General features: G+C 47.4%; 31 protein-coding genes. 22 read left to right on the top strand and 9 right to left on the bottom strand.

Translation table 11 applies throughout. From position 1 onward, the window contains the following. Positions 1-106 precede the first annotated feature (106 nt). Genes NSS95_RS11440 through NSS95_RS11430 form a run of 3 tightly spaced genes read left to right on the top strand, consistent with a single transcriptional unit; the run spans position 107 to position 1,681 of the window. The gene (locus NSS95_RS11440; RefSeq protein ID WP_017552020.1) at positions 107-400 is read left to right on the top strand and encodes a YutD family protein; all 294 of its coding nucleotides are present in this window, start codon (positions 107-109) and stop codon (positions 398-400) included. 49 nt (positions 401-449) lie between these two features. Next, positions 450-890, top strand: coding sequence for a DUF86 domain-containing protein (locus tag NSS95_RS11435; RefSeq protein WP_014097537.1), 441 nt, complete (start codon positions 450-452; stop codon positions 888-890). A gap of 26 nt (positions 891-916) precedes the next feature. Next, complete coding sequence (locus NSS95_RS11430) at positions 917-1,681, top strand: TIGR01457 family HAD-type hydrolase (protein WP_014097538.1); 765 nt, start codon at positions 917-919, stop codon at positions 1,679-1,681. Positions 1,682-1,804: 123 nt separating this feature from the next. Here the strand turns inward: NSS95_RS11430 and NSS95_RS11425 are convergent, their stop codons facing one another. Further along, positions 1,805-2,308 carry a phosphatidylglycerophosphatase A family protein gene (locus NSS95_RS11425; RefSeq protein WP_014097539.1) on the bottom strand — a complete coding sequence of 168 codons (504 nt, stop codon included), beginning with the start codon at positions 2,306-2,308 and terminating at the stop codon, positions 1,805-1,807. A 131-nt stretch (positions 2,309-2,439) separates the two neighbouring features. On the opposite strand from NSS95_RS11425, the gene yutH reads away from it, so the two are divergent. Beyond that, complete coding sequence (yutH, locus tag NSS95_RS11420) at positions 2,440-3,450, top strand: spore coat putative kinase YutH (RefSeq protein ID WP_014097540.1); 1,011 nt, start codon at positions 2,440-2,442, stop codon at positions 3,448-3,450. Between the two features lie 336 nt (positions 3,451-3,786). Here the strand turns inward: yutH and NSS95_RS11415 are convergent, their stop codons facing one another. Further along, positions 3,787-4,023, bottom strand: a complete 237-nt coding sequence (locus NSS95_RS11415) for a NifU family protein (RefSeq protein WP_014097541.1) — start codon at positions 4,021-4,023, stop codon at positions 3,787-3,789. 141 nt (positions 4,024-4,164) lie between these two features. Here NSS95_RS11415 and NSS95_RS11410 point away from each other — a divergent pair, with 141 nt between their 5' ends. Both NSS95_RS11410 and NSS95_RS11405 read left to right on the top strand, forming a co-directional pair. Further along, positions 4,165-4,509: a YuzD family protein gene (locus NSS95_RS11410; RefSeq protein WP_014097542.1), complete on the top strand. Its 345-nt coding sequence runs from the start codon at positions 4,165-4,167 to the stop codon at positions 4,507-4,509. A gap of 172 nt (positions 4,510-4,681) precedes the next feature. Further along, positions 4,682-5,044 carry a HesB/IscA family protein gene (locus NSS95_RS11405; protein ID WP_013860122.1) on the top strand — a complete coding sequence of 121 codons (363 nt, stop codon included), beginning with the start codon at positions 4,682-4,684 and terminating at the stop codon, positions 5,042-5,044. A 5-nt stretch (positions 5,045-5,049) separates the two neighbouring features. Here NSS95_RS11405 and NSS95_RS11400 read toward each other — a convergent pair whose 3' ends face one another. Next, complete coding sequence (locus NSS95_RS11400) at positions 5,050-5,274, bottom strand: hypothetical protein (protein ID WP_151211013.1); 225 nt, start codon at positions 5,272-5,274, stop codon at positions 5,050-5,052. A 349-nt stretch (positions 5,275-5,623) separates the two neighbouring features. Between NSS95_RS11400 and NSS95_RS11395 the strand changes: the two genes are divergently transcribed. Genes NSS95_RS11395 through NSS95_RS11380 form a run of 4 tightly spaced genes read left to right on the top strand, consistent with a single transcriptional unit; the run spans position 5,624 to position 7,834 of the window. Beyond that, on the top strand, positions 5,624-6,085 hold the full coding sequence (locus NSS95_RS11395) for a DUF4352 domain-containing protein (RefSeq protein WP_051357540.1): 462 nt from the start codon (positions 5,624-5,626) through the stop codon (positions 6,083-6,085). Beyond that, entirely contained in the window at positions 6,006-6,695 is a 690-nt protein-coding gene (locus tag NSS95_RS11390) for a DUF5105 domain-containing protein (RefSeq protein ID WP_080666395.1), read from the top strand. The genes NSS95_RS11395 and NSS95_RS11390 overlap by 80 nt, the downstream gene beginning before the upstream one ends. A 3-nt stretch (positions 6,696-6,698) precedes the next feature. Then, positions 6,699-7,502: a TcaA second domain-containing protein gene (locus NSS95_RS11385; RefSeq protein WP_225620908.1), complete on the top strand. Its 804-nt coding sequence runs from the start codon at positions 6,699-6,701 to the stop codon at positions 7,500-7,502. Positions 7,503-7,513: 11 nt separating this feature from the next. After that, complete coding sequence (locus tag NSS95_RS11380) at positions 7,514-7,834, top strand: hypothetical protein (RefSeq protein WP_225620907.1); 321 nt, start codon at positions 7,514-7,516, stop codon at positions 7,832-7,834. Positions 7,835-7,878: 44 nt separating this feature from the next. Here NSS95_RS11380 and NSS95_RS11375 read toward each other — a convergent pair whose 3' ends face one another. Beyond that, positions 7,879-8,874 carry an NAD(P)/FAD-dependent oxidoreductase gene (locus tag NSS95_RS11375; RefSeq protein ID WP_035184151.1) on the bottom strand — a complete coding sequence of 332 codons (996 nt, stop codon included), beginning with the start codon at positions 8,872-8,874 and terminating at the stop codon, positions 7,879-7,881. A gap of 354 nt (positions 8,875-9,228) precedes the next feature. On the opposite strand from NSS95_RS11375, the gene NSS95_RS11370 reads away from it, so the two are divergent. The 4 genes from NSS95_RS11370 to NSS95_RS11355 all read left to right on the top strand — a co-directional run bounded on the left by NSS95_RS11370 (position 9,229) and on the right by NSS95_RS11355 (position 13,492). After that, positions 9,229-10,449, top strand: a complete 1,221-nt coding sequence (locus NSS95_RS11370) for an NAD(P)/FAD-dependent oxidoreductase (RefSeq protein WP_017552026.1) — start codon at positions 9,229-9,231, stop codon at positions 10,447-10,449. 80 nt (positions 10,450-10,529) lie between these two features. Then, positions 10,530-10,847, top strand: a complete 318-nt coding sequence (locus NSS95_RS11365; RefSeq protein WP_014097547.1) for a YuiB family protein — start codon at positions 10,530-10,532, stop codon at positions 10,845-10,847. Positions 10,848-11,103: 256 nt separating this feature from the next. Then, entirely contained in the window at positions 11,104-11,718 is a 615-nt protein-coding gene (locus NSS95_RS11360; RefSeq protein WP_014097548.1) for a 3D domain-containing protein, read from the top strand. A gap of 73 nt (positions 11,719-11,791) precedes the next feature. Continuing rightward, complete coding sequence (locus tag NSS95_RS11355) at positions 11,792-13,492, top strand: M17 family peptidase N-terminal domain-containing protein (protein ID WP_340713895.1); 1,701 nt, start codon at positions 11,792-11,794, stop codon at positions 13,490-13,492. A gap of 225 nt (positions 13,493-13,717) precedes the next feature. Here NSS95_RS11355 and NSS95_RS11350 read toward each other — a convergent pair whose 3' ends face one another. Next, complete coding sequence (locus NSS95_RS11350) at positions 13,718-13,945, bottom strand: hypothetical protein (RefSeq protein ID WP_046721765.1); 228 nt, start codon at positions 13,943-13,945, stop codon at positions 13,718-13,720. Positions 13,946-14,062: 117 nt separating this feature from the next. Between NSS95_RS11350 and NSS95_RS11345 the strand changes: the two genes are divergently transcribed. The 4 genes from NSS95_RS11345 to NSS95_RS11330 are packed head-to-tail and all read left to right on the top strand — an operon-like array spanning position 14,063 to position 18,307. After that, positions 14,063-15,721 carry a spore germination protein gene (locus tag NSS95_RS11345; protein WP_340713894.1) on the top strand — a complete coding sequence of 553 codons (1,659 nt, stop codon included), beginning with the start codon at positions 14,063-14,065 and terminating at the stop codon, positions 15,719-15,721. Then, positions 15,718-16,929, top strand: coding sequence for a Ger(x)C family spore germination protein (locus NSS95_RS11340; protein WP_328228980.1), 1,212 nt, complete (start codon positions 15,718-15,720; stop codon positions 16,927-16,929). Before NSS95_RS11345 ends, NSS95_RS11340 begins: the two co-directional genes overlap by 4 nt. Before the next feature lie 16 nt (positions 16,930-16,945). Next, positions 16,946-18,067 carry a GerAB/ArcD/ProY family transporter gene (locus NSS95_RS11335; protein WP_258921246.1) on the top strand — a complete coding sequence of 374 codons (1,122 nt, stop codon included), beginning with the start codon at positions 16,946-16,948 and terminating at the stop codon, positions 18,065-18,067. Between the two features lie 60 nt (positions 18,068-18,127). Next, the gene (locus NSS95_RS11330; protein WP_014097554.1) at positions 18,128-18,307 is read left to right on the top strand and encodes a hypothetical protein; all 180 of its coding nucleotides are present in this window, start codon (positions 18,128-18,130) and stop codon (positions 18,305-18,307) included. Between the two features lie 74 nt (positions 18,308-18,381). On the opposite strand, the gene NSS95_RS11325 is transcribed toward NSS95_RS11330, so the two are convergent. Continuing rightward, a complete protein-coding gene (locus NSS95_RS11325; protein WP_328228979.1) occupies positions 18,382-18,753 on the bottom strand; it encodes a hypothetical protein in 372 nt (123 codons plus the stop codon). A gap of 90 nt (positions 18,754-18,843) precedes the next feature. On the opposite strand from NSS95_RS11325, the gene NSS95_RS11320 reads away from it, so the two are divergent. After that, positions 18,844-19,230: a PaaI family thioesterase gene (locus NSS95_RS11320; RefSeq protein ID WP_013860109.1), complete on the top strand. Its 387-nt coding sequence runs from the start codon at positions 18,844-18,846 to the stop codon at positions 19,228-19,230. A 66-nt stretch (positions 19,231-19,296) separates the two neighbouring features. Here NSS95_RS11320 and NSS95_RS11315 read toward each other — a convergent pair whose 3' ends face one another. Together NSS95_RS11315 and NSS95_RS11310 are read right to left on the bottom strand one after the other, a co-directional pair. Then, positions 19,297-20,505: an MFS transporter gene (locus NSS95_RS11315; RefSeq protein ID WP_328228978.1), complete on the bottom strand. Its 1,209-nt coding sequence runs from the start codon at positions 20,503-20,505 to the stop codon at positions 19,297-19,299. Positions 20,506-21,122: 617 nt separating this feature from the next. Next, positions 21,123-21,506: a kinase-associated lipoprotein B gene (locus NSS95_RS11310; RefSeq protein ID WP_328228977.1), complete on the bottom strand. Its 384-nt coding sequence runs from the start codon at positions 21,504-21,506 to the stop codon at positions 21,123-21,125. A gap of 134 nt (positions 21,507-21,640) precedes the next feature. Here NSS95_RS11310 and NSS95_RS11305 point away from each other — a divergent pair, with 134 nt between their 5' ends. The 3 genes from NSS95_RS11305 (at position 21,641) to NSS95_RS11295 (ending at position 24,168) form a co-directional block, all read left to right on the top strand. Further along, positions 21,641-22,240, top strand: a complete 600-nt coding sequence (locus tag NSS95_RS11305; RefSeq protein ID WP_061577766.1) for a peptidylprolyl isomerase — start codon at positions 21,641-21,643, stop codon at positions 22,238-22,240. Between the two features lie 137 nt (positions 22,241-22,377). Further along, entirely contained in the window at positions 22,378-22,584 is a 207-nt protein-coding gene (locus NSS95_RS11300; RefSeq protein WP_061575144.1) for a hypothetical protein, read from the top strand. Between the two features lie 333 nt (positions 22,585-22,917). Next, the gene (locus NSS95_RS11295; RefSeq protein WP_035190857.1) at positions 22,918-24,168 is read left to right on the top strand and encodes a L,D-transpeptidase family protein; all 1,251 of its coding nucleotides are present in this window, start codon (positions 22,918-22,920) and stop codon (positions 24,166-24,168) included. 196 nt (positions 24,169-24,364) lie between these two features. Here NSS95_RS11295 and NSS95_RS11290 read toward each other — a convergent pair whose 3' ends face one another. Next, positions 24,365-25,207: an aldo/keto reductase gene (locus NSS95_RS11290; protein WP_328228976.1), complete on the bottom strand. Its 843-nt coding sequence runs from the start codon at positions 25,205-25,207 to the stop codon at positions 24,365-24,367. Between the last annotated feature and the right edge of the window lie 184 nt (positions 25,208-25,391).

The raw sequence follows: 25,391 nt of genomic DNA, 5'->3' as shown, positions 1-25,391 counted from the left end.
GCGCAGTTTTTCCGTTCAATGGGGCTGAAAAAATTTTTCGCGTTCCGCTTAGAATTTGGGCGGTTTTTCGTTATAATAAAATAAGGCAGGAAGGCACACGGGGAAAATGGAGGAATTGAAATTGGTCACCATCCACCGCCATACGTACGAGATTATTGCCAATTACCGGAATGGCTACAATGAAGAAGCATTCCGAAGCAGATATAGTGAAATACTGGAAAAGTACGACTATATTGTCGGCGACTGGGGTTACGGACAGCTGCGGCTGCGCGGTTTTTTTGATGACCGAAATCCGAAATCCACTTTTGACACCAGAATCAGTACACTCACGGAATATCTTTATGAATACTGCAATTTCGGCTGTGCCTATTTTGTCGCAAAGAAAATCGTTGCCAAATAAGTTTTGCCCGGCACCGCCATTTGATAAATTTTAGGCAGAAGGTGACAGGATGTATTTTGTCGATCGTGAAAAAATAAACGGGATATTGTCATTTATGGAAAAACGGCTTGCCTCGTTTCAAGCGCAGCCGGCCTGGCAGACGGAAATCGAAAAGGCTGCTTTGGAAAGAATTGCAGAAACCGTCATCGAATCGGTTCTGGATGTCGGAAACGCGATCATTGACGGGTTTATTATGCGCGATCCGGGGAGCTACGAAGACATCATTGACATTTTGGAAGATGAAAATGTGGTTTCCGCTGAATCGGCAAAGCAGCTGACGGCTGTCATCGCGCTCAGGAAGCAGCTTGTCCGGGGGTATATGGATCTGGATTACGGCACCCTTCAGGAAGTGCTTGCGGCTAATTTCAAGGCGCTTGAACGGTTTCCGGAAGATGTGCGCACTTACCTGGCAAACGAACTCGGCCCGGTCAACGCTTTTAAAGGGGAATAAGCAACGAAACAGAGAGGAATTTCAGCATGAAAAAGTATAAAGCCTATTTGATTGATTTGGACGGTACCATGTATCGCGGAACGGAAAAAATAGAAGAAGCCGGCGATTTTGTCAGCCGGTTGCAGGAAAAAGGGATTCCGTATTTATTTGTTACAAACAATTCTTCGAGAACACCGGCACAGGTTGCCGAAAAACTGCGCGGATTCGATATCCCGGCAAAAACGGAGCAGGTCTTTACGACATCCATGGCGACCGCCCGGTTTATTTATGATGAAAAGCCGGATGCTTCTGTATATGTGATTGGCGAAGAAGGCATCAAAACGGCCATCAAAGAAAAAGGTTTTACGATCACATCCGATCACCCCGATTATGTCGTGCTCGGCATTGACCGGGAGATTACTTACGAAAAGCTCGCCCTCGGCGCCATTGCGATCCGGAACGGGGCCAAATTTATTTCCACTAACGCCGATATTGCGCTTCCGACTGAACGCGGTCTGCTACCAGGAAACGGGGCTTTAACCTCGGTGCTTGCGGTTGCGACCCAAACCAAGCCGGTCTTTATCGGCAAACCGGAACCGATCATTACCGAGCAGGCGCTTGAATACCTCGGTTCGAAAAAAGAAGAGACGATCATGGTTGGGGACAATTACGATACCGATATTCTGGCGGGCATCCGCACGGGCATTGACACCCTGCTCGTCCATACCGGCATAACGACGAAGGAAATGTTGAAGACAAAAGAAATCCTGCCGACCTATACGGTTGATTCCCTTGACCAGTGGGAAGTGTGACAAGCGCGGGTGCAAATCAGGAAGGCTCCATATGCCCGCCTGTTGTAAAGTCCGATTTGTTTGGAAAACGAATATCGAAAAAAGGCAAGATACAAAAACGTATCTTGCCTTTTTTTCGTGTTTTTACGGCTGCACGTGCGCCACTCTGTGTGCGTGGCGGCTTGCGGCTGCAGCGGCAATGGCCCCGACAATATCATCGAGAAACGTGTTGCATGAGCCGTCGGAATGGTCGTTGAGCTTTGCCAAAATGCCCGGTTTTTGTTTGTCAATATAACCGTAGTTGGTAAAACCGATCGAACCGTACACGTTTACAATCGACAAAGCCATAATTTCATCAATACCATAAAGGGATTCATCGACCGCAATCGTGCTTTGCAGCGGTTCATCAAGCATCCCTTTTTCCGCCAGCACATCCAGCTGGATCCCGGTTAAAATGGCGTTTTGCACTTCTCGTTTGGAAAGAACGGCGTTGACACTTTCCATGCAATCCTCAAGCGTCATTTCCGGAAAGTATTTCTCTTGCAAATACAGGACGAGTTTCGCAATATCTTCCAATTCTACGCCCCGTTCTTTCAGCCGCTGCCTTGCAATTTGTTCTGACACATCCATATTTTTCTTGTTTTCCATGTTCTCACCTCAATTATTCGACATTTTCTTTAGCATGATCATTCTAATGGATTTTATGAGATCAAGCAAGAATACACGTTCCTTCACATATAATGTAGAAAGTGCAATGCATTTTTTGGGGAGGGAAGATGATGGCACAAGCCATTTTGAAAAAATATTACGGCATTGACGCCGGGCAGTCTTTTTTTGACGGAAAACAGGTCCGCTATGAAGCAAACGGTAATCTTTATACGCTCGTTCCCGTGACAAATGTTTCAGAAAATGTGCTTGTTGAATTATATGAAATGTCCCGGCACCTCGTGACGAATGGCGACCGCTATGCTTCCGCCTTTTATCCATCTAAAGAAAAGAAATTTCTCGTAACAGACGGGGATAGCGATTATGTTTTACTGGAAAACCGTTATAAAAAAGCGCCCGGAAATATGCGCACGGGCAGGAAACTTGCGAAATTCCACCTGCGCGGCCGCACGCTTTCCGCCACGATAACGGAAACAAACCGGATGGGCGAATGGAAAAATTACTGGGAAATGCGCCTTGAACAAATGGAAAAGGCATGGTACCGAACAGTAGAAGAGCACCCCGACCACCCGTTTGAACGCCTGTTTGCCGAAACGTTTCCCTATTACATGGGGCTTTGTGAAAATGCGATCCAGTATGTCGTCGATACGGAAATGGATGAGGCGCCTGGCCCGGGAGATGCCGGCACCATTTGCCATGAACGGTTTTCAAACGAAACGTGGGGCCGGAAATTTATCATCCACCACCCGTTTGACTGGGTGTTTGACCACGCAGGCAGGGATATTGCCGAGTGGATCCGCGCGCAGTATTTTAAGAAAACACACACGTTCCGCCCTGATGTCCGCGCGTTTTTGCAGCAATATGTTTCGCTTTCGCCGCTTTCGCCTTTTTCGTGGCGGCTCATTTTCGCGCGCCTGCTGTTTCCCCTTCACTATTTTGAATGTGTAGAAACCTATTTTCTCACCCGGTCCGAAAAAGAACAAAAAATGCATGAGGAACAGCTTTGGAAAATTGTACGGGGGGCAGAAGCATACGAAGCATTTCTGGCTGAATTTTATGAGCTCTCGGAAGTTCCGATAAGAAAATACAATATTCCCAGGGTGGCATGGCTCAAAGCCCGATAAAAAAGCGGCTCCTTGTAGAAAAGGCCGGCTAGTTTAAAACGCATCTCCGGTCAGGTTTCCGAATGAAGCCCGGCCCGTAGTGAAGGCAAGTGTGGATGTCAGGCATGGTGAGCATTTCAGAAAACCATTCACCATGCAGATATTCAATAAAAATGTGGCTCCTTGTAGAAAAGGACAGCAAGCACTTGAAACACATCTCGGGCCAGGTTTCGAATGCCGGGCCGGACCGTAGTGAAGGCAAGCACGGATGCGTGAATAACCAGAGAATCATCCCGTCCAAGTAAAATTTATTCCAGTAAAAAAGCGGTTCCTTGATAGGAAACCGCGTACTGCCCGTTAAAAAACCTGTTCTACTTCCATAACGCCGGGAACCTCTTCAAACAATGCGCGTTCTATCCCGGCTTTCAACGTGATCGTGGAACTCGGGCAGCTGCCGCATGCCCCTAAAAGGCGGAGTTTAACAATGCCGTCTTCCACGTCGATCAGCTCGCAATCGCCGCCATCACGGAGCAAAAACGGGCGCAATTTATCCAATACTTCCTGAACTTGTTCTGTAATTGTATCTGCAGGCATATGATCGCTCCTTTCTTACTTCTCATTATAAACAGGATTACAAGAAAAATCTATCATAAAAAAACGGGATATAGTGTTTTCCTTTTTGCAAGCTGTTGTGTACAATATGAATAAGAAATCCCCGGAAGAGGTGCGGGTTTGATGGAGAAAAAAGTGACGATTCAAGTTTACGGGGCGGAGCAAATATGCGCAAGCTGCGTCGGTGCGCCGTCTTCTAAAGATACATTTGAATGGCTCAAAGCAGCACTTTCGCGGAAATACCCGGGCCAGCCGTTTGACATCCAGTATATCGATATTTTTGCACCCGGTGATGATCAAAAAGTGCGTGCTTTTGCGCAAAAAGTGATGGATGAAGATCTGTTTTACCCGGTTGTTGTCATTGAAGGCGAGCCGGTGGCAGAAGGCAATCCAAGGCTAAAGAAAATTTATGCGGTCATGGAGCAGTACGGTTATATCCCGGAAAATGCGTTTGCAGCGCACGATTAAAAATTTTTCATTAAAAAACGTTTACAACACCGACTTTGTGGAATTTTTCGAGATGCACTGCAATTTTAAAATAAAGCAGCCCGCATTTTAAGACTGCTCGGCGCCCGGGAGATACGCAATCATTGTTTTGCACGGTGTAAATGGTTATAATCAAGGAAAGGAGGTTCGGAAAATGAGTGAAGTGATTCATCTTACAGAAGCAGCTGCGTTTCAAATTAAAGACATGATGGAGCAAAACGATGAGCAGGACGCATATTTTCGTGTGTCTGTAAACGGCGGGGGCTGCAGCGGCCTGTCGTACGGCCTGTCGCTTGACCACGAAATCAAAGAAGGCGATGCGGTCGGCGAACAGCACGGCATCCGGATTCTCGTCGATCATGAGAGCGCCCCGATTTTAACCGGCACGGTCATCGATTATAAGCAGTCGCTTTTAGGGGGCGGGTTCACGATCGATAATCCGAATGCGATTGTCACCTGCGGATGTGGCTCCTCATTTAAAACTAAAACAAAAGCCGGCACACCGGAAAAATGCTGAAGCATTTAAAGTGATGCTGCAAAAACAGGATATTTATACGCCAGCAAGGTTCCCATTTCATTGCAGCAGCGCAGGATATCCCGCCAATGACAGGCGGGGCTTTTGCGCTGCTGAATTGATTTAAGCTCCTTTTTGGCAAAGTCCCTTTCATTCGCAAGCCTCACAAAAATCTTTTCAAAAAATCCAGCCAGCGCCTGTCTTCCGGTTTTCTTCCTGTCCGGGCACGCCAATTTCCTTCGCTGTTTGTACATCCGCATTTATAAACGCCTTCCTTGCGCTAAAAAGCCACAACTTTTTACAAAGTCATTAAAAATAAAATACTTTTTCGTAAATATGTTTATTCATGGAAAAAAGGGTAGATATACCTTAGCTGCTCATTTGCCCGGATTTTTCGGAAAAAGGGGAAGGGAACTTGGTCCTTGCATAATGGGGGAGAAAGGAATGTCGAGGGGGAAGCTGCGTTATGTATTCCTTTACCCGCATTATACATAAAAAAACCGTACCCCGGGTTCGATAAAAAGTTAAGGAAATTCTGCGATTTATCAGCTGCAGAATGAAGATTGGAAAGGGGAAACTGCAGTGAAAAAATGGCATGTGCTGCTTGTTGTTCTGGCATTGGTATGGGGATTGGCTGCTTGCGGGAAATCAGATAAAAAAGCAGAAGCGGAAGGGGGATCTTCCAATAAAAACAAGTTAATTGAAGCTTCAATTACAGACGCGTCCTATGCCCTGTTGAAGGATGACGATGCGGATGTTTCGGAAGACGGTGAGAAAGACCTCCTGGCCGTTGACTTAAAGATCAAAAATGTGTCTTCGGATACGGTCCATATCTCTCCATATAGCAATATTAAATTATACGATGGCAACGAAGAAGTGAACATAGAAGACGACATATACAGCACCCGGCTCGATATGGGCACTTCACGCGGCGGCAGTATCGGGGCGGGCAATACAAAAAAAGATGACCGTACTGGTAAAAGTAAAAAAAGGCAAAACATATACATTGGGCATCCAGCCGTTTACGGAAAAAAGCGGGGATGACAGTGACGAGTTGAAACTTGCGCTGGATACCAAAAAATACAGTAAATCGTACGATTCCCTGCAGGACCAGGCAAAAGCGTTAAAGGCATATATAGACACCATTTATTTAAACAAGGACAATGCCGATTATGAAAAATATGTTTCAGAGAATAAGGAAGCTGTCCAGACAGATGCGTATAAAACCTTTAAAAAAGCCTTTAACGACAATATTACCGATGATATATCAGATGCAGATATGAAAAAGTATTATGAAGCCTACAAATCGGCCGCTGCCGAAAAAGCGAAACTGGATGCGGAAGCCGTTGCGAGCTACAAAAATAAAGCGGTCGTAAAGTTGACCTATTCCACCATTTCTATGGACGATATTTCTGAAAAAGTGGAAAAATATGCAGATGAATATTTGGATAACAGCGAAAATTACGATTCAGAAAAAGCAAAAAAATATGCCCTCTCCAAATTCGATTCCATTGTCAGTTCCATGGAACCAAAAGAAGCTGAAGACCCGGCAGAAGTTTCCATGGTGAAAAAAGACGGAAAATGGACGGTTTGGCAGGAGAATGACTATACAAATGAGCTGGAAGAAGCTTTTGCAGGCGGAGAGGTGTATTAACCTATGGCGCAACTCACGAAACATAAATGGCTGATTGCCATAGCTGCAGCCGTGATTGTTGTACTTGCGGTTATATGGATCGCGCTCTCCCAGGCTTCAAAACCTGACCGGGTACTGGAAAAGTTCGAGAATGCGGTCAAAACAAAGGATACGAAGCAGCTGGAAGGGCTGATTGTTGCCGACAATCCGAATGCATTGGTGAACAATACTTCCCTTCAGGCCATGATCCGGTATTTAAAAACCAATGCAAACAGTTATCAGGTGATAAGAGATGGCATTCATAACCAAATAAAGGACGAAAATTACGCGGAAACGAACCAGCAGATCAGCCTCGTTCAAGACGGAAAGAAATGGGGATTTTTCCCCGACTATAAGCTGAAAGTGAAGACCGTCCACTTAAAAGTGACCGGGCAAAGCGACAACGACCAGCTTAATGTGTCAATCGGAAATATGAAAGTTCCGGAAAAAAAAGAAAGTCATACTTACGGCCCACTTTTGCCCGGAACTTACCAAACGAATGTAACGGTAAAAAACAGTTTGGGAACCTTTTTCCAAAAAGAGAAAAAGGATTTATGGGGAAATTCCGAAGTCAGCATGATTGTTGATGACAGCCGCCTTGCCCAAAAAAGCGAAAACGTACAAAAAGGGATTTTGGAGGCGATCCGCAAGTTCAACGAGGATCTAAGCGTATATACGACTTCCGGACTGGATGCCAATAAGCTTTCAAACGCGACCGATTCTTTTAAGGAAGACTTTTCACTTGAACAGGCGCAGTTTGAAGCCATTAAAGATTATGTAAAGAAGTGACTTCCCAGTATTTGGGTTCCGTCGTAAATATGGATGAACTGAGCATCAACCATTTTGATGCAGACTGGAAAGCGGAAATTGAAGCACTCGTTTCCTATAACGAAAAGATCAAATATACGGGAGAAAAAAATTATGAGGACTATTCCTACAAGACCCTCCGCAAATATACGCTTAAATATGACAAGAATTCAAAAAAATGGCTCGTGGATGATGCGGCAGACGCCAAAGCGGATGGATCAGAAAGCAGTGCATGGGAGAACAAAAAAGAACTGAAACAAAAAAATGCCCCCGTCCTGAAATGGGTCCGGAGCGGCGATAAGAGCAATATTTAATCAAAAATCCCGGTTGGGCAGCCATCCGGGATTTTGATTTTTCCTTATTCAAACAGCGAAGTGCTGTGCATCGGCTGGACGCGGGCTTTCGGGTCAAGATACGTTTTCGCGTTGCTGACCGCTGTGGTGGCTTCCCCGAACCCCGTTACGATTAACTTCACTTTACCTTCAAACGTGCAAACATCGCCGGCTGCGTAAACGCCTGGGATATTTGTTTCCATTTTGGAGTTGACGACAATGGAATTTTTTTGAATCTCAAGGCCCCAGTTTTTAATCGAGCCGAGTGACGAAATAAAGCCATAATTGCAGATAAGGGCATCAATATCAAGCGCTTCTTTCGCATCGCCTTTTACTTCTTCAATCATAAGCCGGGAGATATTTTCCCCATCACCCATCACTTCGCTCGCGACAAACGGTGTTTTAATCTCAACGCGCGATTGCTTCAATTGTTCCACCGTACGTTCATGGGCACGAAATTTGTCCCGGCGGTGGATGAGCGTCACTTTTTCGGCAACCGGTTCCAGCATAAGCGCCCAGTCAACCGCGGAATCGCCGCCGCCAAGGATGGCAACACTTTTGCCGGCAAACTGGTCCATATCATTCACAAAATAAAACAGATTCTTTCCTTCGTATTGTGCAGCATTTTCAACTTCGAGGCGGCGCGGCTGGAATGCACCAACACCGGCAGTGATGATGACCGCTTTGGAATGGTGGATTTCTTTATCAGTTGTTAGCGTAAAAATGCCGTCTTCATTCTTTTCAAGCTTTTCTGCGGACTGGCCCGTGCAGATCACCGGCTGGAACATGGAGGCCTGCTCTTCTAATTGATTTACAAGATCAGCCGCCTTCACTTTCGGAAAACCGGCGACATCGTATATATACTTTTCAGGGTAAAGCGCAGCCAGCTGCCCGCCAAGCTGTGGCAGGCTTTCAATGATTTTTACGGACATTTTCCGTAATCCGGCGTAAAATGCTGTAAACAAGCCGGTCGGCCCGCCCCCGATAACGGTTATATCATAAACGGTTTGATCTTCCTTCAACGAAACCCCTCCAATACGCTTCATTCTCCTTCATCATAGCACATTTTGGGACAGGCGCACAGGCAAAAAAACTCTATGAGGCAAGGAGGTAGGTATTCATGCGTCCGGAAAAATTTCGTGGTGCGATGTGATATATTAGAATATTTTTATTATTATTTTAGTACAGTTTTCAATTGAAAATAGCGGGTAAAAAGCATATGATTGAAGTGGAGAATATGTATTTTTTGTGACAATTTGATGGAAATCATGTGACAAATTTGACGTGTCAATTATCGTGAATAAAATCACAAATAATGGATGATGTTGTCATACAGGCACCGGCCTGTCCAAAATAAAGAGATGGAAGTGAGAAAAATGGAGAAACCGAAAGTGGTGATACTAGGTGCCGGCTACGGCGGGCTCATGACCGTGACGCGGCTGCAAAAACAGCTTGTAAAAGGGGAAGCGGACATCACACTTGTGAACAAAAATGATTACCATTACGAAACAACATGGCTTCATGAAGCTTCCGCCGGCACATTGCACCATGACCGGGTCCGCTACCCGATTCAAAACGTCTTAAATAAGAATAAAGTGCAATTTAAGCAGGCGGAAGTCAAGCGGATAAAAAAAGACGCGAACACAGTTGAGTTAAAAGGCGGGGAAGTGTTACCATATGATTATCTCGTCATTGCACTTGGATCCAACGCGGAAACATTCGGAATCGAAGGCTTGAAAGAGCATACTTTTTCGATTACAGATGTAAGCGCTGCCCAAAAAATACGGGAACATATTGAGCGCCAGTTCGATGCCTATCGAAGGGAACTCGATAAAGATGACAACCGTCTCACCATTGTAGTCGGCGGTGCGGGTTTTACCGGCATCGAGTTTCTTGGCGAACTGGTGAACCGGATTCCGGCGCTTTGCAAAGAATACGGGATCCAGCGGGATAAAGTGCGGATCGTTTCGATTGAATCCAATCCTGTCGTCCTCCCGCAATTTGACCGCGAACTTGTCGATTATGCCCTTTCGTATTTGGAAAGCAAAGGTGTCGAGTTCCATATTGGTACGGCGGTTAAAAAAGCAACAAAAGACGGGGTATGGGCCTGCAAAAAAGGCGGAGAGCCATATGAAATCAAGGCAGGAACTGTCATCTGGTCCGCGGGTGTGCGCGGGAATACCGTGATTGATGCGTCCGGGTTTGAAACGGTGCGCGGCCGAGTGAAAGTCAATCCGGATTTGACCGTTCCGGGGCATGAGAATGTGTTTGTGATTGGGGACTGTGCGTTGATCATCAATAAGGACACAAACCGTCCGTACCCGCCAACAGCACAGATGGCCATGCAGCATGGAGAAATATGCGCACGGAACCTCCTGAAAAAGATCCGCGGTGAAGAAAGCCTTGAAGCTTTTACCTTTCATGACAAAGGCACTGTTTGCTCCCTTGGGGAAGACAATGCGATCGGCATTGTGTTTGGCAAAAAGCTGAAAGGCACTTCTGCTTCTGTTATGAAAAAAGTCGTGGATGATCGTGCCTTGTATATGATCGGCGGCACGAGGCTTGTTTTAAAGAAAGGAAAATTTAATTTTATATAGCAAAAATATCATCGCGTTATTTTTGACGAAATTCGGTTTTTTCAGTAAACTAGATGTATAACGGGGATGCGGAGGGGCTTATGAGTATACCGGTATTGATCATTTCGATGGTCCTTTTTCTTGTTTTGTTTTTCGGTATCGGTTTTATTGCCAATATGCTTTTGCGGATGACCTGGATTCTCTGTTTCATTTACCCGGTCATTGCGCTTTCGATGATTGACCGGATTACTTTTTCCCGGTATTTTACCGATCCCGGGACGGCTTTCCGGCAACTTGGGGAGCATCTTGCTTCCATCCATTTATCGGATGCCCTCGTGCTATCGAGCGGCCTTGCGGGGGCACTTTTGGCCGGTGTTGCGATAAAAGCGCTCCGGAAAAACGGATACCGGATGTTTTAAAACTGCCTTTGAGGCAGCTTTTTTTTGCCTTCAAATTGGAGGCGGACCGGCAAAAGCCGGCACAAATATTCCCGGATAAAGCGTTTAAAAAATGCACATCAACCAGCGCTTTTTGGAAGAGCCATTTTCAGAACAGAGAGTGGGCGGAATAAGTTGTCGCGAAAAAATGGCAGGCGGATCAGTCGTTTTTTTGCCAATATGCCCGCATATTTTGTAACGGCATGGGAAACAATAGCCCTAAGAGGAGTGAAACCAATTGAACATGAAAAAATGGATGATCCGCTTATTGATGGCCATTTTATTCATATGGGCAATGATTTCCACTTTCCAGGCGCTTTCGGGGATAAAAGCAGCAGCTGCAAAAGCGGCACCTGCTTCAACATTGGAAAAAGGATTGGCCGCTATTGCCGCGAGCCAGCCGCAGCCATCCCTTGATGCCTATGACTGGAGCAATTACCCGAAAAAGAAAGTGACAGCAACGGGGTATACGGCAGGGGCCGAATCGACCGGGAAAAGTCCCGACCATCCCGGCTACGGCATCACCTATTCCGGGGTGAAAGTGAAACGGGATTTATATTCAACGATTGCTGCCGATACATCCATTTTTCCAATCGGGACGGTCCTTTATATCCCGGGCTATGATTTCGGTGTTGTTGCCGATACAGGATCTGCCATAAAAGGGAACCGGCTCGATCTGTATTTTGAAACGGTTTCGGATGTTTACAAGAAATGGGGAAAACAGACGCTTGATGTGTATATTATTAAAATGGGGGACGGGTCCCTGACTGAAAAGGAACTGGCTGAACTGAACGAAAACAAAACGATGCAAGTGTTCCGGCAGCAATATATTAGACCGGAAACGGAAGAATAGCGCAAAATGCCGGTTGCGCTTTTTTTGTGCGTTTTTTTCAAGCTGGCGGCTATAATGGAACAGAGGTGGTTGTATGTTTGAACTGGGGAAAGGAGATCCGCTTGAATGCCGGGAAGACTGCCTTGTGATTGGCTTGCAGCAAGTTCCTAAAAAGTTTGGCGGCTTGCTTGGCGGCCTGGACAACCGTTTCGGCGGGGCATTGACGGAACTGGTAAAATCCGGCGATCTGTCCGCACGCGCCGGCAGCCTTTCTGTCATTCACACCCTCGGGAAACTGCCAGTAAAACGGCTTTTGTTTATCGGGCTTGGCAACCCGAAAGAACTTAGAAAAGAACATTTGAAAAGGATGTTTGGAAAAGCAGTGAAACACATCCGGAAAATGAGATGGCCTACGGCAGCGGTTTTCCTCGATACGTTTTGCGCCGGCGCAATCAGCGGGGAGGAAGCCGCCCAGATGCTTGGCGAAGCCGTTCCGATGGCCACATACCGGTTTGCCGGTTACAAAGGGCAACCAAATATTCCGGAAGTGCAGCTCGAAAAAGTAGCGGTTTACATCCAGGCTGCCGGGAAAAAACCGGAACCGGCGGAACACGCCACGCCGGTCCATTCCAGTGCCGCCGAAGAAGCAGAGATCCGGCCGGGGAATGCCGAGCATGTTAATGCCGCCGGGAAAACAGAGGGCCAACCGGTTAAAAACGCCAATCTTCAAACGGGTACATACCGTAAAAATAACGGTTCCCCCGAAGAAACAACAGGCGCTGCCCTGCACCGCGGGTACGTGTATGGCAAAGCCGTGAATACGGCACGGACGTTTGCCAATATGCCGGTGAATATATGGACGCCGGCCCGTCTCGCGGAATATGCCGCATCACTTGCAAAAAAATACCCTTTTGAAGTGGAAATCCTTGAAAAAATGGAGATGGAGAAGCTTGGAATGGGTGCGGTTTTGGCTGCGGCGGGGGAATCCAAAGAGCCGCCGATCCTGGTCATCCTGAAATACGCGGGCAAACGGGAATGGGGCAATGTGCTCGCACTTGTCGGACCCGGTGCCGCAGCCGATTGTTGCACACCAGGTGAGAACACCGGCATGGCAGGGGCGGCAGCTGTTCTGGGCGCCATGGAAGTGATCGGGGAACGGAAACCGGCAAAAAACGTGGTGGCGGTCGTTCCCGTGGCCGATAACAGCATAAACGGTACCATGTGCAAACCGCGGGTGGTCTCGGCAAACGATGGGCGGGGTGAAATGCGTACTGGAACGGGCGCTGTTATCACGAGCATGAACGGCAAAACGATTGAAGTGCGGGATACCGGCGCCACCGGCTTGCTGATGCTCGCTGATGCCGTAACGTATGCGAAACAATATGGTGCCAGCCAAATTGTGGATGTTGCAACCTTGACAACGGGTGTGATCCCGGCGCTCGGCCGCGATAAAACGGGCGCTGTCGCCAATTGCGATGTTTTTTTTGAACGGGTGCTGGAATCCGCAAAAGAAGCAGGAGAATTCATCTGGCGCCTCCCGGTAACGGAAGCGGACAAAGAAAACGCACGAAGCAGCAAGATCGCCGACTTGAACGGTTCGCCAGGCAGAGAGGGCGGCGTGATGGTGAACGGGGCTTTTATCGGGGCGTTTGTGGAAGACACCTCGTGGGCCCATCTGGAGATTACAGGAACCGCCATAACAGGGAAAGAAACCGATCTTGGCCCGGCCGGTGCAACCGGCGTAATGGTACGGACACTGGCCTTGCTGGCTGAGAAGATGGCAGAACAGGATTAAAGGGGGGCGCGCTACTCCAAGCGAAATGAATGTGCTGAAAGGCGTGCGCCCCCACGACCGCAGTTTTAATGAAGCGCTGTAACGAAGGAGCGCCCTCCGGTTGCCTGCAGATACACGCGAATGAAGACGAAACGGCAAATGGTGCAGGCCGGATCTTGCCCGGCCTTCCGCTAAAAAGCTGAAATCAAAAATAAGGCAAAAAAGAGCACTACGCTCTTCTTTGCCTTATTTTTGTGTCCGTCCTTTCTGTTTCAACACCTCGATTGCTATTTTAAAAATAAGCACCATGATGCATATCAGGAGTACGCCTTTTTCGAAACCATAAAAGGTATCGAGGATGCCGATCGGATGATGGACAGATCCCATAAAGTCCCTTGTCATATAAAAATCGATTCCGGCAATGAAGGCATAGAGGACCAGTGCGGCAATGCCGGTTAAAAAAGCGATTTTCATGCGTGCCAATTCCTTTCATATTTTTTTCGAATCGAAACATACTAACAACAAGATATCTTCATCAGTAGTTTGCGCTCCGTTACAAACAGCCATGCACGGGCGAAAAGGAGGATGGGTATGCCATATTGGTGGAAAAAGCAGAGAAACGCTGCAAAAAAGGAAAACAAAAGTGCAAAGAAAAGCAGGGACGTGCAGAAAACACCTGTGCGCGGAGACGATACGAGCGGGACTGTAACGGATATCCCGTTTTTGACCATGGGCACCGATTTAAAAACGCGCCTCGGGCAGTTGAAAAAAACAACCGGGAACAGTTCCGACATTGTCATCCATCAAATCATGCTTGGAAGCGGCAATGATTTGCCGGCTGCCGTTATTTCCGTCGATGGCCTGGTTGATCCGAAAATGATCAATGAAAACCTGCTTGAAGTCTTGATGGGCAATCCGGAAATCGACGGGTATTTGGGAAGTGAAAATATACTCGACAGCATCATGAAGCACGTCATTAAAATTGGCGGTGTAAAAAAGGTCATGAATTGGAATGACTTGTTTTCGGAGCTGTTGAGTGGCCAGTCCATTTTACTGATTGACGGGGTATACGGCGGATTAAGCATCAGCACAAGGGGCGGGCAACAGCGGGCGATTGAAGATCCTGCAACCGAAGTGACTGTACGCGGGCCGCGTGATGGTTTTACTGAATCATTGCGCGTCAACACCTCATTGATCCGCAAACGGATTAAAGATCCGAATCTGTGGATTGAAAACTTTAAAATCGGGGAAGTGACCCGGACCGATGTTGCGCTCATGTACATAAAAGGAATCGCAAACGATAAAGTCCTTGAGGAAGCCCGTAAACGGTTAAACACGATTAAAATCGATGCCATTTTGGATTCGGGTTATATTGAACAGCTCATTGAAGATAAAACGTATACCATTTTTCCGACAATGCACCATTCGGAAAGGCCGGATGTCGTGGCAGCCAATTTATTGGAAGGCCGTTTTGCCATTGTTGTGGAGGGTTCGCCGTTCGTTTTGCTCGCACCTGCTGTTTTTATCCAATTTTTCCAGTCGGCGGATGACTATTATACACGGTTTGATATTGCGACAGCGATCCGCCTTTTGCGGGTGCTCAGCTACTTAATTTCGCTTGTTGGGCCTGCTGTATATGTCGCCGTGACCACTTTTCATCAGGAACTCATCCCGACACAGCTTGTTTTTGCACTTGCGGCGCAGCGGGAGACGATTCCTTTTCCGGCTGTTGTCGAGGCAATTGGGATGGAGATTGTATTTGAAATTCTGCGGGAAGCCGGACTCCGTCTGCCGCGCCCAATCGGCCAGACGGTTTCGATTGTCGGGGCACTTGTTATCGGGCAGGCGGCAGTGCAGGCCGGGCTTGTTTCTCCCGCAATGGTCATTGCCGTCTCGATTACGGGTATTGCCAGTTTTGCCACCCCGTCTTTTTTCATTGCCATTTCAGCCAGATTATACCGTTTTGTTTTTACGTTTCTGGCGGCCACTTTTGGTTTTTATGGCATCATTATCGGGATGATTACGCTTGCTGTCCATTTGACCAGCTTGCGGTCATTCGGTGTGCCCTACATGGCGCCGATTGCCCCTTTCATCCGTTCCAACTCCGGTGATACGGTGATCCGGGCGCCGCTTTGGTCAATGAGCGCCAGGCCGCGTCTCTTCAGCCAGAAAAATATCATCCGCCAGGCAGAAAACCAGAAGCCGATGCCGCCGAAACAAAAAAGTGTGAAAAATGGGGAGCAACCATGAGAAGAAGACGATGGAAAACAGCCGTTGCCCTTTTTACGGCATCTTTTTTGCTGGCAGGCTGCTGGAGCCATAAAGAATTAACGGATATTGCTTTTGTAAGCGCCATCGGCATTGACCGGCTTGAAAACGGGAATTATTTGCTGACCTATCAAATTGTCAATTTCTTAAATATTCCAAGCGGCATGCAAACAAGCGGCGGGCAGGGCCCCACTGTCACCATCTTCCAAACGGAAGGCAAAACGGTTGAGGACGCATTTCTCGCTGCAGGCCGGGAAATGTCGAGGAGGTTATATTTTTCCCATACAAGCGTTCTCCTGATTGGCAAAAGCACGGCGGAAAATGGGATTTATCCGATTATTGATATTTTTGACAGAGATAAAGAATTCCGCAATACTGCTTCCGTTCTGATTGCCCGCAACGGCAAGGCAGAGGATGTCCTTAAAGTGCTGACTCCGATTGAGCGTATTCCTACCAATAAAATCAATAAAACATTGGAATATGCGCAAGAAGATGTCGGCGGGCGGGTAAAAACAGATATTTCAGATCTCCTATATGATCTTACAACGGAAGGAAAAGAAGCAGTAGTAGGAAGCTTCAAGCTGATAGGGGATAAGAAAAAAGGAGAGATGCTGGAAAGCCTGAATCAGACAGAACTGGACGCATACTTAACGAGCGGGGGGATCGGGATCCTAAAGCATGGAAAACTGATTGACTGGGTAGGCGGACAGGATGCGCTTACGATTACATGGCTATTGAAAAAAACAAAAATGACTTCGCTTGATTTAGACTGGGCGCATCATCCAAATGCGCTCGGGCTGCAGGTAAGAAAAACGATTATCGGTATGAAACCGGCCATGAAAAACGGAAAGCCGGAAATGCATATCCACATCAGCCTTGTGGGCCAGCTGCAAGAAATCAATGTACCGCTTGATGTAATGGATTTAAAGGAAATGGCCCGGATTGAAAAAGCATACGAAAAAAATGTGGAGCAGCAAATTAACCATGGCATTCGCCATATGCAACACGACCAATGTGATGTGTTCGGCTTCGGGGAAATGATTTACCGCCAGTACCCGAAAGAGTGGCACAGTTTAAGGCACCATTGGAATGAAAAGGGCTTTGCCCATTTAAATGTGAAGGTGCATGCAAACGTCGTCATCGCCAATTCTGGAATACGGACAAATCCATTCCATTCAAATTTAAAATAACAGGGACTGGTGATATATGGAAAAGGCAAAAATTTCCTCGTACCAATTATTTGTGTTAATCTTTATGTTTGAACTTGGCAGGGCCCTTTTGCTGGGAAGCGGAAACGGCGCAAAACAGGATGCATGGCTTGCAATTTTAAGCGGCCTGAGCGTCGGGTTTTTCCTGTTTTACGTTTATTACAAAATATTTTCCTTTTATCCTGGCATTTCGCCGGTCGAATGGTTGCGGGCGATTTACGGAAAAGGTATGGGCTGGTTTTTCGGCTTTGCGATGGGCATTTACTTCCTGTACCTTTCTGCCGGGGTGCTGCGCGACTTTGGAGAAATGCTGATCATATCGTTTTATCCGGAAACACCGCGGTTTATTATCACGGTGATTTTGGCTTTGTGCGTCATGCATGCAGTAAAAAAGGGAATGGAAGTGATGGCCAGAACCGGGGAGATCTTTTTTATCTTCTTTTATTTTCTGGCGATTGCGAGTTTCGTATTGATTACTTCATCAGGGCTCGTCAAGCTCAATTATTTGAAACCAGTACTGGAAAACGGGCCCATGCCTGTCCTAAAAACAATGGGGAAGGAGACGATTTATATTCCTTTTGGCGAAACGATTGCGTTTTTGTCCATTTTTCCGCTTGTAGATAAGATAAAAAGTGTAAAAGTAGCCGGGCTGTCAGCTATGTGGCTAAGCGGCACAAATTTGGCGATCTCGATGCTGATCAATATTTGTGTGCTTGGCGTGGATTTGATGATGCGATCCCCGTTTCCGCTGCTTGCGACCATTCAGGAAATTCAACTTGCCCATTTTCTGGAGCGGCTGGATGTACTTTTTATGGTGACTTTAATTGTTGGCGGATTTTTCAAAGTAGGGATTTACTTATATGCGGCTTGTATTATGTTTACGGAGCTGTTCCATGTAAGCAGCTATAGGAAAACGGTCTATCCGCTCGGCCTGATTATGTTGTGCGCATCGGCAATGATTGCCACAACATATGCGGAACATATCGATGAGGGCATCAAAGTGGTGCCTGTTCTGCTTCACCTCCCTATACAAGTGGTTTTTCCGGTTGTAACGCTCCTGCTGATTTTATGGAAAGAGCGGCGCAAAAAAAAGAACAGGCAAAAGCCAGCGTCTGCGTAACGCCCAGTCCGGTACGGGCGGGATGCATACACTAAAAATAGAAGGAGAGGAGGTTATTTGATGTATCCGCATGCACATTACCCGGCACGTTCACCATTTTTTGCCGGACCGCTTTTGGGCGGTTTTCTCGGCGGCTTGCTTGGCGGCGCACTGGTAAGGCCGCGCCCGTATTTCCCATATCCTCCGGTGCCATACCCGCCGGTTCCGTACGGAGGATATCCGCCATTTCCGTATTATTAAAAAATAACCCCCGCTTTTAAGCGGGGGTTATTTTTTCGGGCGGCAGGATCCCGGGGCAATGGACAAGCCGCAAGTTATGACCAGCACATTTTCAACCGGAGCTCGCAGCAAGGTGCCTGGTTGCCCGCGGCCTGGCAGACAAACTGCAATATAAGGCCGTCCGGTGTATAAAAAACACGCGGAATATGCTGGATAGCGGTTCCCGCCAGCATGCGGCCGACACCAGCTGAATCTGATTTTTGTGCGGCAGACATGAGTTGTCCGGCAAAAGCCGCAGAGCGGGAAATCCGGTTAAGCAAAAGCTGTGCATCTGCCAAGAGTTCGTGCGTGTGTATGGCCGAATCCATAAATTTTTTCGGGTGGACGGCAGGATATTGGCGGTAAGGCATGGAATAGTATGGAAAGGAAGGAACAACATAATACGGATTGTAGTACAATATTCTCACCTTCTTTCTCAGGTGGGAAACATCATTTTTTACATAGTATGAAAGAAAGGCTTGAAAGATGTATGGACAATCCGGACCGGGGGGAAAGAGATGGAACTGGAACATACAATGATCGGCGCGCTTGGCATAAAACTTGTCCAAATGGAGCCCGGGAAAGTGGTGGCGACCATGCCGGTGAATGAAAAAACGATACAGCCGCTCGGATACCTGCACGGCGGCGCATCCGTCGCACTCGCGGAAACCGCTGCAAGCCTAGGGGCTGCGATGCTGATCGATTTAGAAAAAGAAGTCTGCTTCGGGCTTGAAATCAATGCCAACCATATCCGTTCAAAACGGAACGGCACCGTAACCGCAGTTGCCGAAGCCGTGCACCGGGGCAAAAGTACCCAGGTTTGGGAGATCAAAATCAAAGACGAAGACGAAAACTTAATTTGCCTGTCGCGCTGTACGATTGCGGTCGTACCGAAAAAAAGCTAAAAGTTTCACGGCCCGGCAAGAAAAAGTAAAAACGGCAAGATACCACCAAACTGGTATCTTGCCGTTTTAGCTTTCCCGGACGGTGCGGCGCTGTTCTGATTTTACACTGTAAAGAAGGAGCGCAAATGCGAACAGGAACAAAACTCCGGTTACATAAAACACAGATGAAATGCCAGAGATGACGGATACGTAACCGCCAATCAGCGGCCCTGTTACATTCCCGAGAAACCGGAAACTTTGGTTATAACCGAGCACTTCGCCTTGCATGCTGAGCGGCGTTTCGAGGCGGATAAACGCCACAATGCTCGGGTTCATCCCGCCGATCACCATGCCGAACAAAAACCGCAAAATAATCAGTTGCCATAAATGGCTTACGAGAGCTTGCGGCACCATGAAGGCACAGGCAAGCACAAGCAAAATCAAAAGAATCCTTGCATGCCCGTATTTATCGCCAAGCATGCCCCACTGCCTTGCCAAAAGCAGGTTGCCGAAGCCGGTGGCGGAAAAAGCAAGCCCAGATAAAAATGCAATATTGCCTGAACTTGTCAAATGGCTGACATACAGTGCCAAAAGCGGCTGAACACAAAAGTTCGCCATTTGGATCAAGAGTGCAATCACCATAACAGTAATCAAAATCCGGCGGCTGACAATTTGTTTCACAACAGCGAGGGGAGAAACAGGTTTCCCTTTTCGCCGGGCAGGATCGGCACGTTTTTCTTTAATGCCGAAAACAACGCCAAGCGCGGCAATCGAAATGGCAACGGCTGTAATCATAAAAGTGTATTTAAAACCAAAATTGTCCGCAATCGATCCGCCAATCAGCGGCCCGAATAAGTTTCCGGAAACATTGCCCATTTGCAAAGTGCCGAGCACCTTGCCGGCTTCCTCCTTCGAGGTCTGCTTGGAAATGAGCGCCATGGAAGTCGGGATAAACCCGGTCACGATCCCCATGAAAATCCGGGTCAAAAATAAAGTGGCGACATTGTCCGCAAGCCCCATAAACAACAGGCTCGCGGCAATGCCGAACCCGGTAATAATAAGCGTCGGTTTAAAGCCGTATTTGTCGCCGATGCGCCCCCAGATTGGCGACATAAAAAAAGCAACCAGAAAGGTCACGCCAAAAATATATCCGGCCCAGCGCTGGACATAGCTGTCGCTGAAGTGGCCGAATGTTTGAATATATAACGATAAAAACGGAACGATCATCGTTAAGCTGGCACCTACTAAAAAGTTACAGACGAACATAATATACAAATTGCGTTTTTCCTGGCTCATCAGATGAGAAAATCGCCTCCTTGCGCAATAAAAAAAGATAAAAGTATATAGAGTAAATATTTCGTTGACCTAAATATTATTATAAAACTTATCACCGAAACTTCAACAAAACCGGCTTGTAAAAAAGGTGTCCGTTTTTTGACGGAGGAACTTTACCCTTGCATCGTATGCTTGAAACGCACTTTTGTATAGGACGGCCCGCACATCTAGTATATGTTTGAAATCCGAACCCCATTTTGGAAAAGTTTGGATCCCGCCCGTTTTGCCACAAACAGTTTCGGCCGGGCCATGTACGCGCAATTTATCAAGTAAAACGGCAGAGAAATGTTGGATCGTGTTTGAAAGGGAATGATGAAGGAGGATATCCTATCATTTTCAAAGTAAACGAATACAAAGGCATCCGGCTGATTTAAGGCTGGTATATCAGAACATGGAAGGCAAAATCCGGATCCACGGATTTGGGCATCGGCATTTGGCACTGGATATTTACGCGCGGCTTACAGGAAGGAAGTAAAAAGAAGCATTCCTCGATTCCCTTTTTGCCGCAGAAAAAAGGGGATATCACGTTTTCCCTAACAGTATCATTGCCCCTGCCATCAGAAAACCCGCTGGGAAAATCATCCAACGGGTGATATGCCATATTCTTTCATCAAACTTTTTAACGCGGCGATGCTTTTCCGGCTGTAAAGTGTGTCCTCTTTTTCAAGCTTTTCCATCAGTTCGCAGACAGCGGTTTTCAGTGACGCGTCATAATCCGGAATCTCGCCGTTGTACGGTTTTGCCGTTTTTCGCGGAATATTCGCCTGTTCCCGGAAGGCCAAAGCTTTCCGCTCGTGAAAAAACGGCACATCCCCTTCATTCGGGTGGTGCAAATCCCCCTGGGCGGGATGCTTTAACACGGCCAGCACCTTAAATACATAATGGTCGGGAAACACTTGCGTAATTTCGCCAATATATTTCCCGGTTTTTTTCGTTGTCACAATCTTATCGCCAACTTCCAAACCGATTCCCCCTTGCGCTTTTACTACCATTATGGTGAAAAAGCCGAAAAGAAGCAAAAGAAAACGTTTGGACTTTTTGCCCGGATTTTAGTAAAGTAGACAAGAATAGTGAAACAAATGGAGGTTTCAAACATATGGCAGAAGAAACAATGTATCCGCAGCTTCAAGCGGAAGTGCATGAAAACGAAACGGTTGCAGACATGCAGACAAATATGGGCACCATCACGATCAAGCTGTTTCCGGCCTTTGCGCCGAAAACGGTCGAAAATTTTGTCACGCACAGCAAAAACGGTTACTATGACGGCTTGACGTTCCACCGTGTGATCGACGGGTTCATGATCCAGGGCGGGGACCCGAGCGGAAACGGGACCGGCGGCGAAAGCATCTACGGCGCCCCGTTCGAAGACGAATTTTCAGAGCGGCTTTTCAATTTCCGCGGCGCCTTGTCCATGGCCAACGCCGGCCCGAACACAAACGGCAGCCAGTTTTTCATCGTCCAAAGCAAAACGGTCGATCCCGGCATGAAAGGGCAGATGGAACAGGCGGGTTACCCGGCTGAAGTCGTGGAAACTTATATGGAAAAAGGCGGGACCCCGTGGCTTGATTTCCGCCATACCGTATTTGGCCAGGTCATTGAAGGCATGGAGGTTGTCGATGAAATCGCCGGTGTCCGTACAGGCCTGCAGGATAAACCGGTGCACGATGTCATCATTGAAAAAATCACCATCCGTTAATCGTTGATGCTATTGCCGGCCTTCCCTGCAGCTCTTTCCGGAAACCTGGCCACCAGCACCGCATGAAAAATGCGGTGCTGTATCCGTTTTCTTTGTGGCTTTCGGCTGTTATAATCGATTAAAAGGGGGAGATGCCATTGTTTCCATACCTCATCGGATTTCTGGTTCAATTTCCGCAGGAGAAAAAGTATTATATCCCGGCTTTGATTTCACTTTCATTTTTTGTGCTGCTTGCGGTACTCGTGTTTTTCATTTTCCGGAAAATCAATGAAAAGCAGGTAAAGCAGGCAAAAAAACTGGAAGAAGAAATCATGAAGAAAAATCGCTTTCTACATTCGGATTAGCGTTTCTTTTTTTATAGGCGGCAGATGCCCGGCGTTTCCGGTAAAAAGGCAGGAAAGGGTGTCATGTTGCTTCCCCCGATGAGTTGTGAACGTTGGATGAAATGAAATAAATGGCTTGTATAACCGGGCGGATTCATATATCTTATATGTAAATGATGTAATCTTTTTGTAACATAAACTATTTTATTGGGGTGATCGGCCATAACCAGGAAGAAAAGTCTTCTCATTGGCATCATTGCGGCAGTTGTCATCATTCTTTTAGGCGGTGCCGGCTATTACCAGGCTACCCGTTTTAACCCGCATGTCAAAATCAACAGCGTCAAAGTCGGCGGCATGACCACTGAACAGGCGATGAAAAAATTAAAGTCTATGACATTAACAAATAAAGTTTATGTCGGAAACAAAGTTTTGGTGGACGGAAAAGATACAAAGGTCCGTTTTACAGACGGCGATATGGCGAAGGTTAAACGCGTTTTCAAAACCCAGCGCACATGGATTCCGTCTTTTAAAGAGAAAGATTATATGATCATGCCGGGGCGGACGGACCACTACCGCAATGTGACACTGAAGCAGGAAGTTTCCAAAAAACTGGAACAGCAAAATAAAAATCTGCAGGCGCCAAAAGATGCACAGGCTTATATGAAGGACGGAAAAATCGGCGTATCGAAAAGCAAAAACGGCAATCAATACGACATTTCCGCCATGTTAAAGGCATATGACAAGCAAAAATACAACAGTGAAATTCATTTGCGCCCGGTAAAACTTCAGCCGGTCCGGGAAAACAGCAGGATTGTAAAGCAGGAAAAGCAAAAGCTTGAAGAACTCTCAAACAAGACAGTCAACTATCTCCTGCAGGAAAAGAAATACCCGTTCAAGGCAAGCGAACTGATTCAAAATGCATCCGTCTCCAAAGATATGAAACTGGCAATTGACCCGTCCGGCATCCAGTCGCGGCTGGAAGAGTTGAACAAGGAGAAATCGACGCTCCATAAAAACTTCAGTTTCAAAACGCATGCGGGCTCCGTCATTTCCGTAAAAGGCCAGTCGTATGGCTGGGCGATCGATACGAAAGCGGAAGCGAAACGGATTGCGGACGCCTTCCAAAACGGCAAGGACACCGTCAAGGCCTACAATATTTACGGCGAAGGGTACAGCACGATCGGCGTCGGCTACCATGTCCTGGCCGAAAACGGGATTGGCGATACGTATGCGGAAGTGTCGATTTCCGACCAGCGCATCTGGATTTATAAGGATGGCAAGCTGAAAGTCACAACCCGGGTTGTAACGGGAAGGCATGACACAAATGAAGATACGCCAAAAGGGGTCTGGTATATCGAATACAAAGAGTCCCCGTCTGTACTGGAGGGCAGTGAAGCGGGCAACCCGAATTATTCCGTCAAGGTAAAATATTGGGCACCTTTCACGCTCGGCGGTGTTGGTTTCCATGATGCGGGCTGGCGGAAGAACTGGGCCATGGACGCCTATCTCCACCACGGCTCCGGCGGATGTGTGAACACGCCGCCAAGTGTCATGAAAACCGTCTATGACAACCTGGAACAGAATGAACCGGTCATCGTTTATTAATGGCCGGGACGGCTTCTATACGGGCCGGTTACTGTTTTAGATAAAGGGGCTGTCCCTAAAGCCCCTTTATTTGGCTCATAAAATTCATGAAGCTCTTGTGGGCATAGTGACGGAAATTCATAAACGCTTGTATCAAAAAAGGGGGCTCCCATCAGCCGTTTAACGGTTTTTGGGGCAGCCCCTTTTTTACATGGGTTTAAAATTCTTCATAGGTTGCCGGATCCTGCCCAAAAGTCCTGCCGTCCGGGTGGCTTAATCCGGATATGGTGCGCATCTCTTCTTCAGAAAGCGAAAAATCAAAGATGGACAAGTTTTCCAGCTGCCTTTCCGGGGAAGCCGATTTCGGGAGCGGAATGGCGCCAAGCTGTGTATGCCAGCGCAAAATCACTTGCGGAACGGATTTCTGATGGGCCGCAGCAATTTTTTGAATCGCCGGATCTTCAAGCAGATGGTTCGCTCTTCCAAGCGGGCTCCATGATTCCGTTACAATTCCGTGTTCTTCATGCCAGGCGCGCTGCTCCTCCTGTGCGAAATAAGGGTGAAGTTCCACCTGGTTTATGCTCGGCGCAACCCCGGTTTCTTTTATGATCCGTTGCAAATGCTCCGGCAAAAAGTTGGAAACGCCGATCGAGCGGACAAGCCCCCATTTTTGCGCATCGACAAGCGCCTGCCACGCTTCCACATATAAATCTTTGCTTGGGTTCGGCCAGTGGATGAGGTAAAGGTCAAAGTAATCGAGGCCGGACCTGTACAATGATTCCTGAATGGTCTGGACCGCTTCTTTATAAGCATGGTGCCGCCCCGGGAGTTTCGAAGTGATGCGCAGCTGTTCACGCGGAACGGAAGAGCGCCGGACCGCTTCGCCGACCGCTCCTTCGTTTTCATAATTAAATGCCGAATCAATCAGGCGGTAACCCGCATCAATGGCGCTTACGATCACCTGGACGCCTGCCGCCCCGTTCAGTTTGTATGTGCCGAATCCGACGGCCGGAACGGTCATCCCGTCGTTCAGTTTGATTTCAGGAATGGAAATGGACAATTTCTATCGCTCCTTTCGTATTTTGTAATCAGTATACCAATGGCTGGAAAATGCGTCCATTTTGATGATTGATCTTGCTGCCTTGGGGCAGAGAAAAACCAGCGTAAAATTTAAACCAGCGGGTTCAGGCGAAAAGATCCAAAACAACAGGCACAGCCCCCCGCGAAACGGCGGGCATGAACCT

Origin of the sequence: Weizmannia sp. FSL K6-3076 (assembly GCF_038007245.1) — a bacterium.
GTDB classification, from domain to species: domain Bacteria; phylum Bacillota; class Bacilli; order Bacillales; family Bacillaceae_C; genus Weizmannia; species Weizmannia faecalis.
The sequence above is the reverse complement of the archived record's forward strand: the minus strand, read 5'-3'. Positions and strand labels throughout refer to the sequence as shown.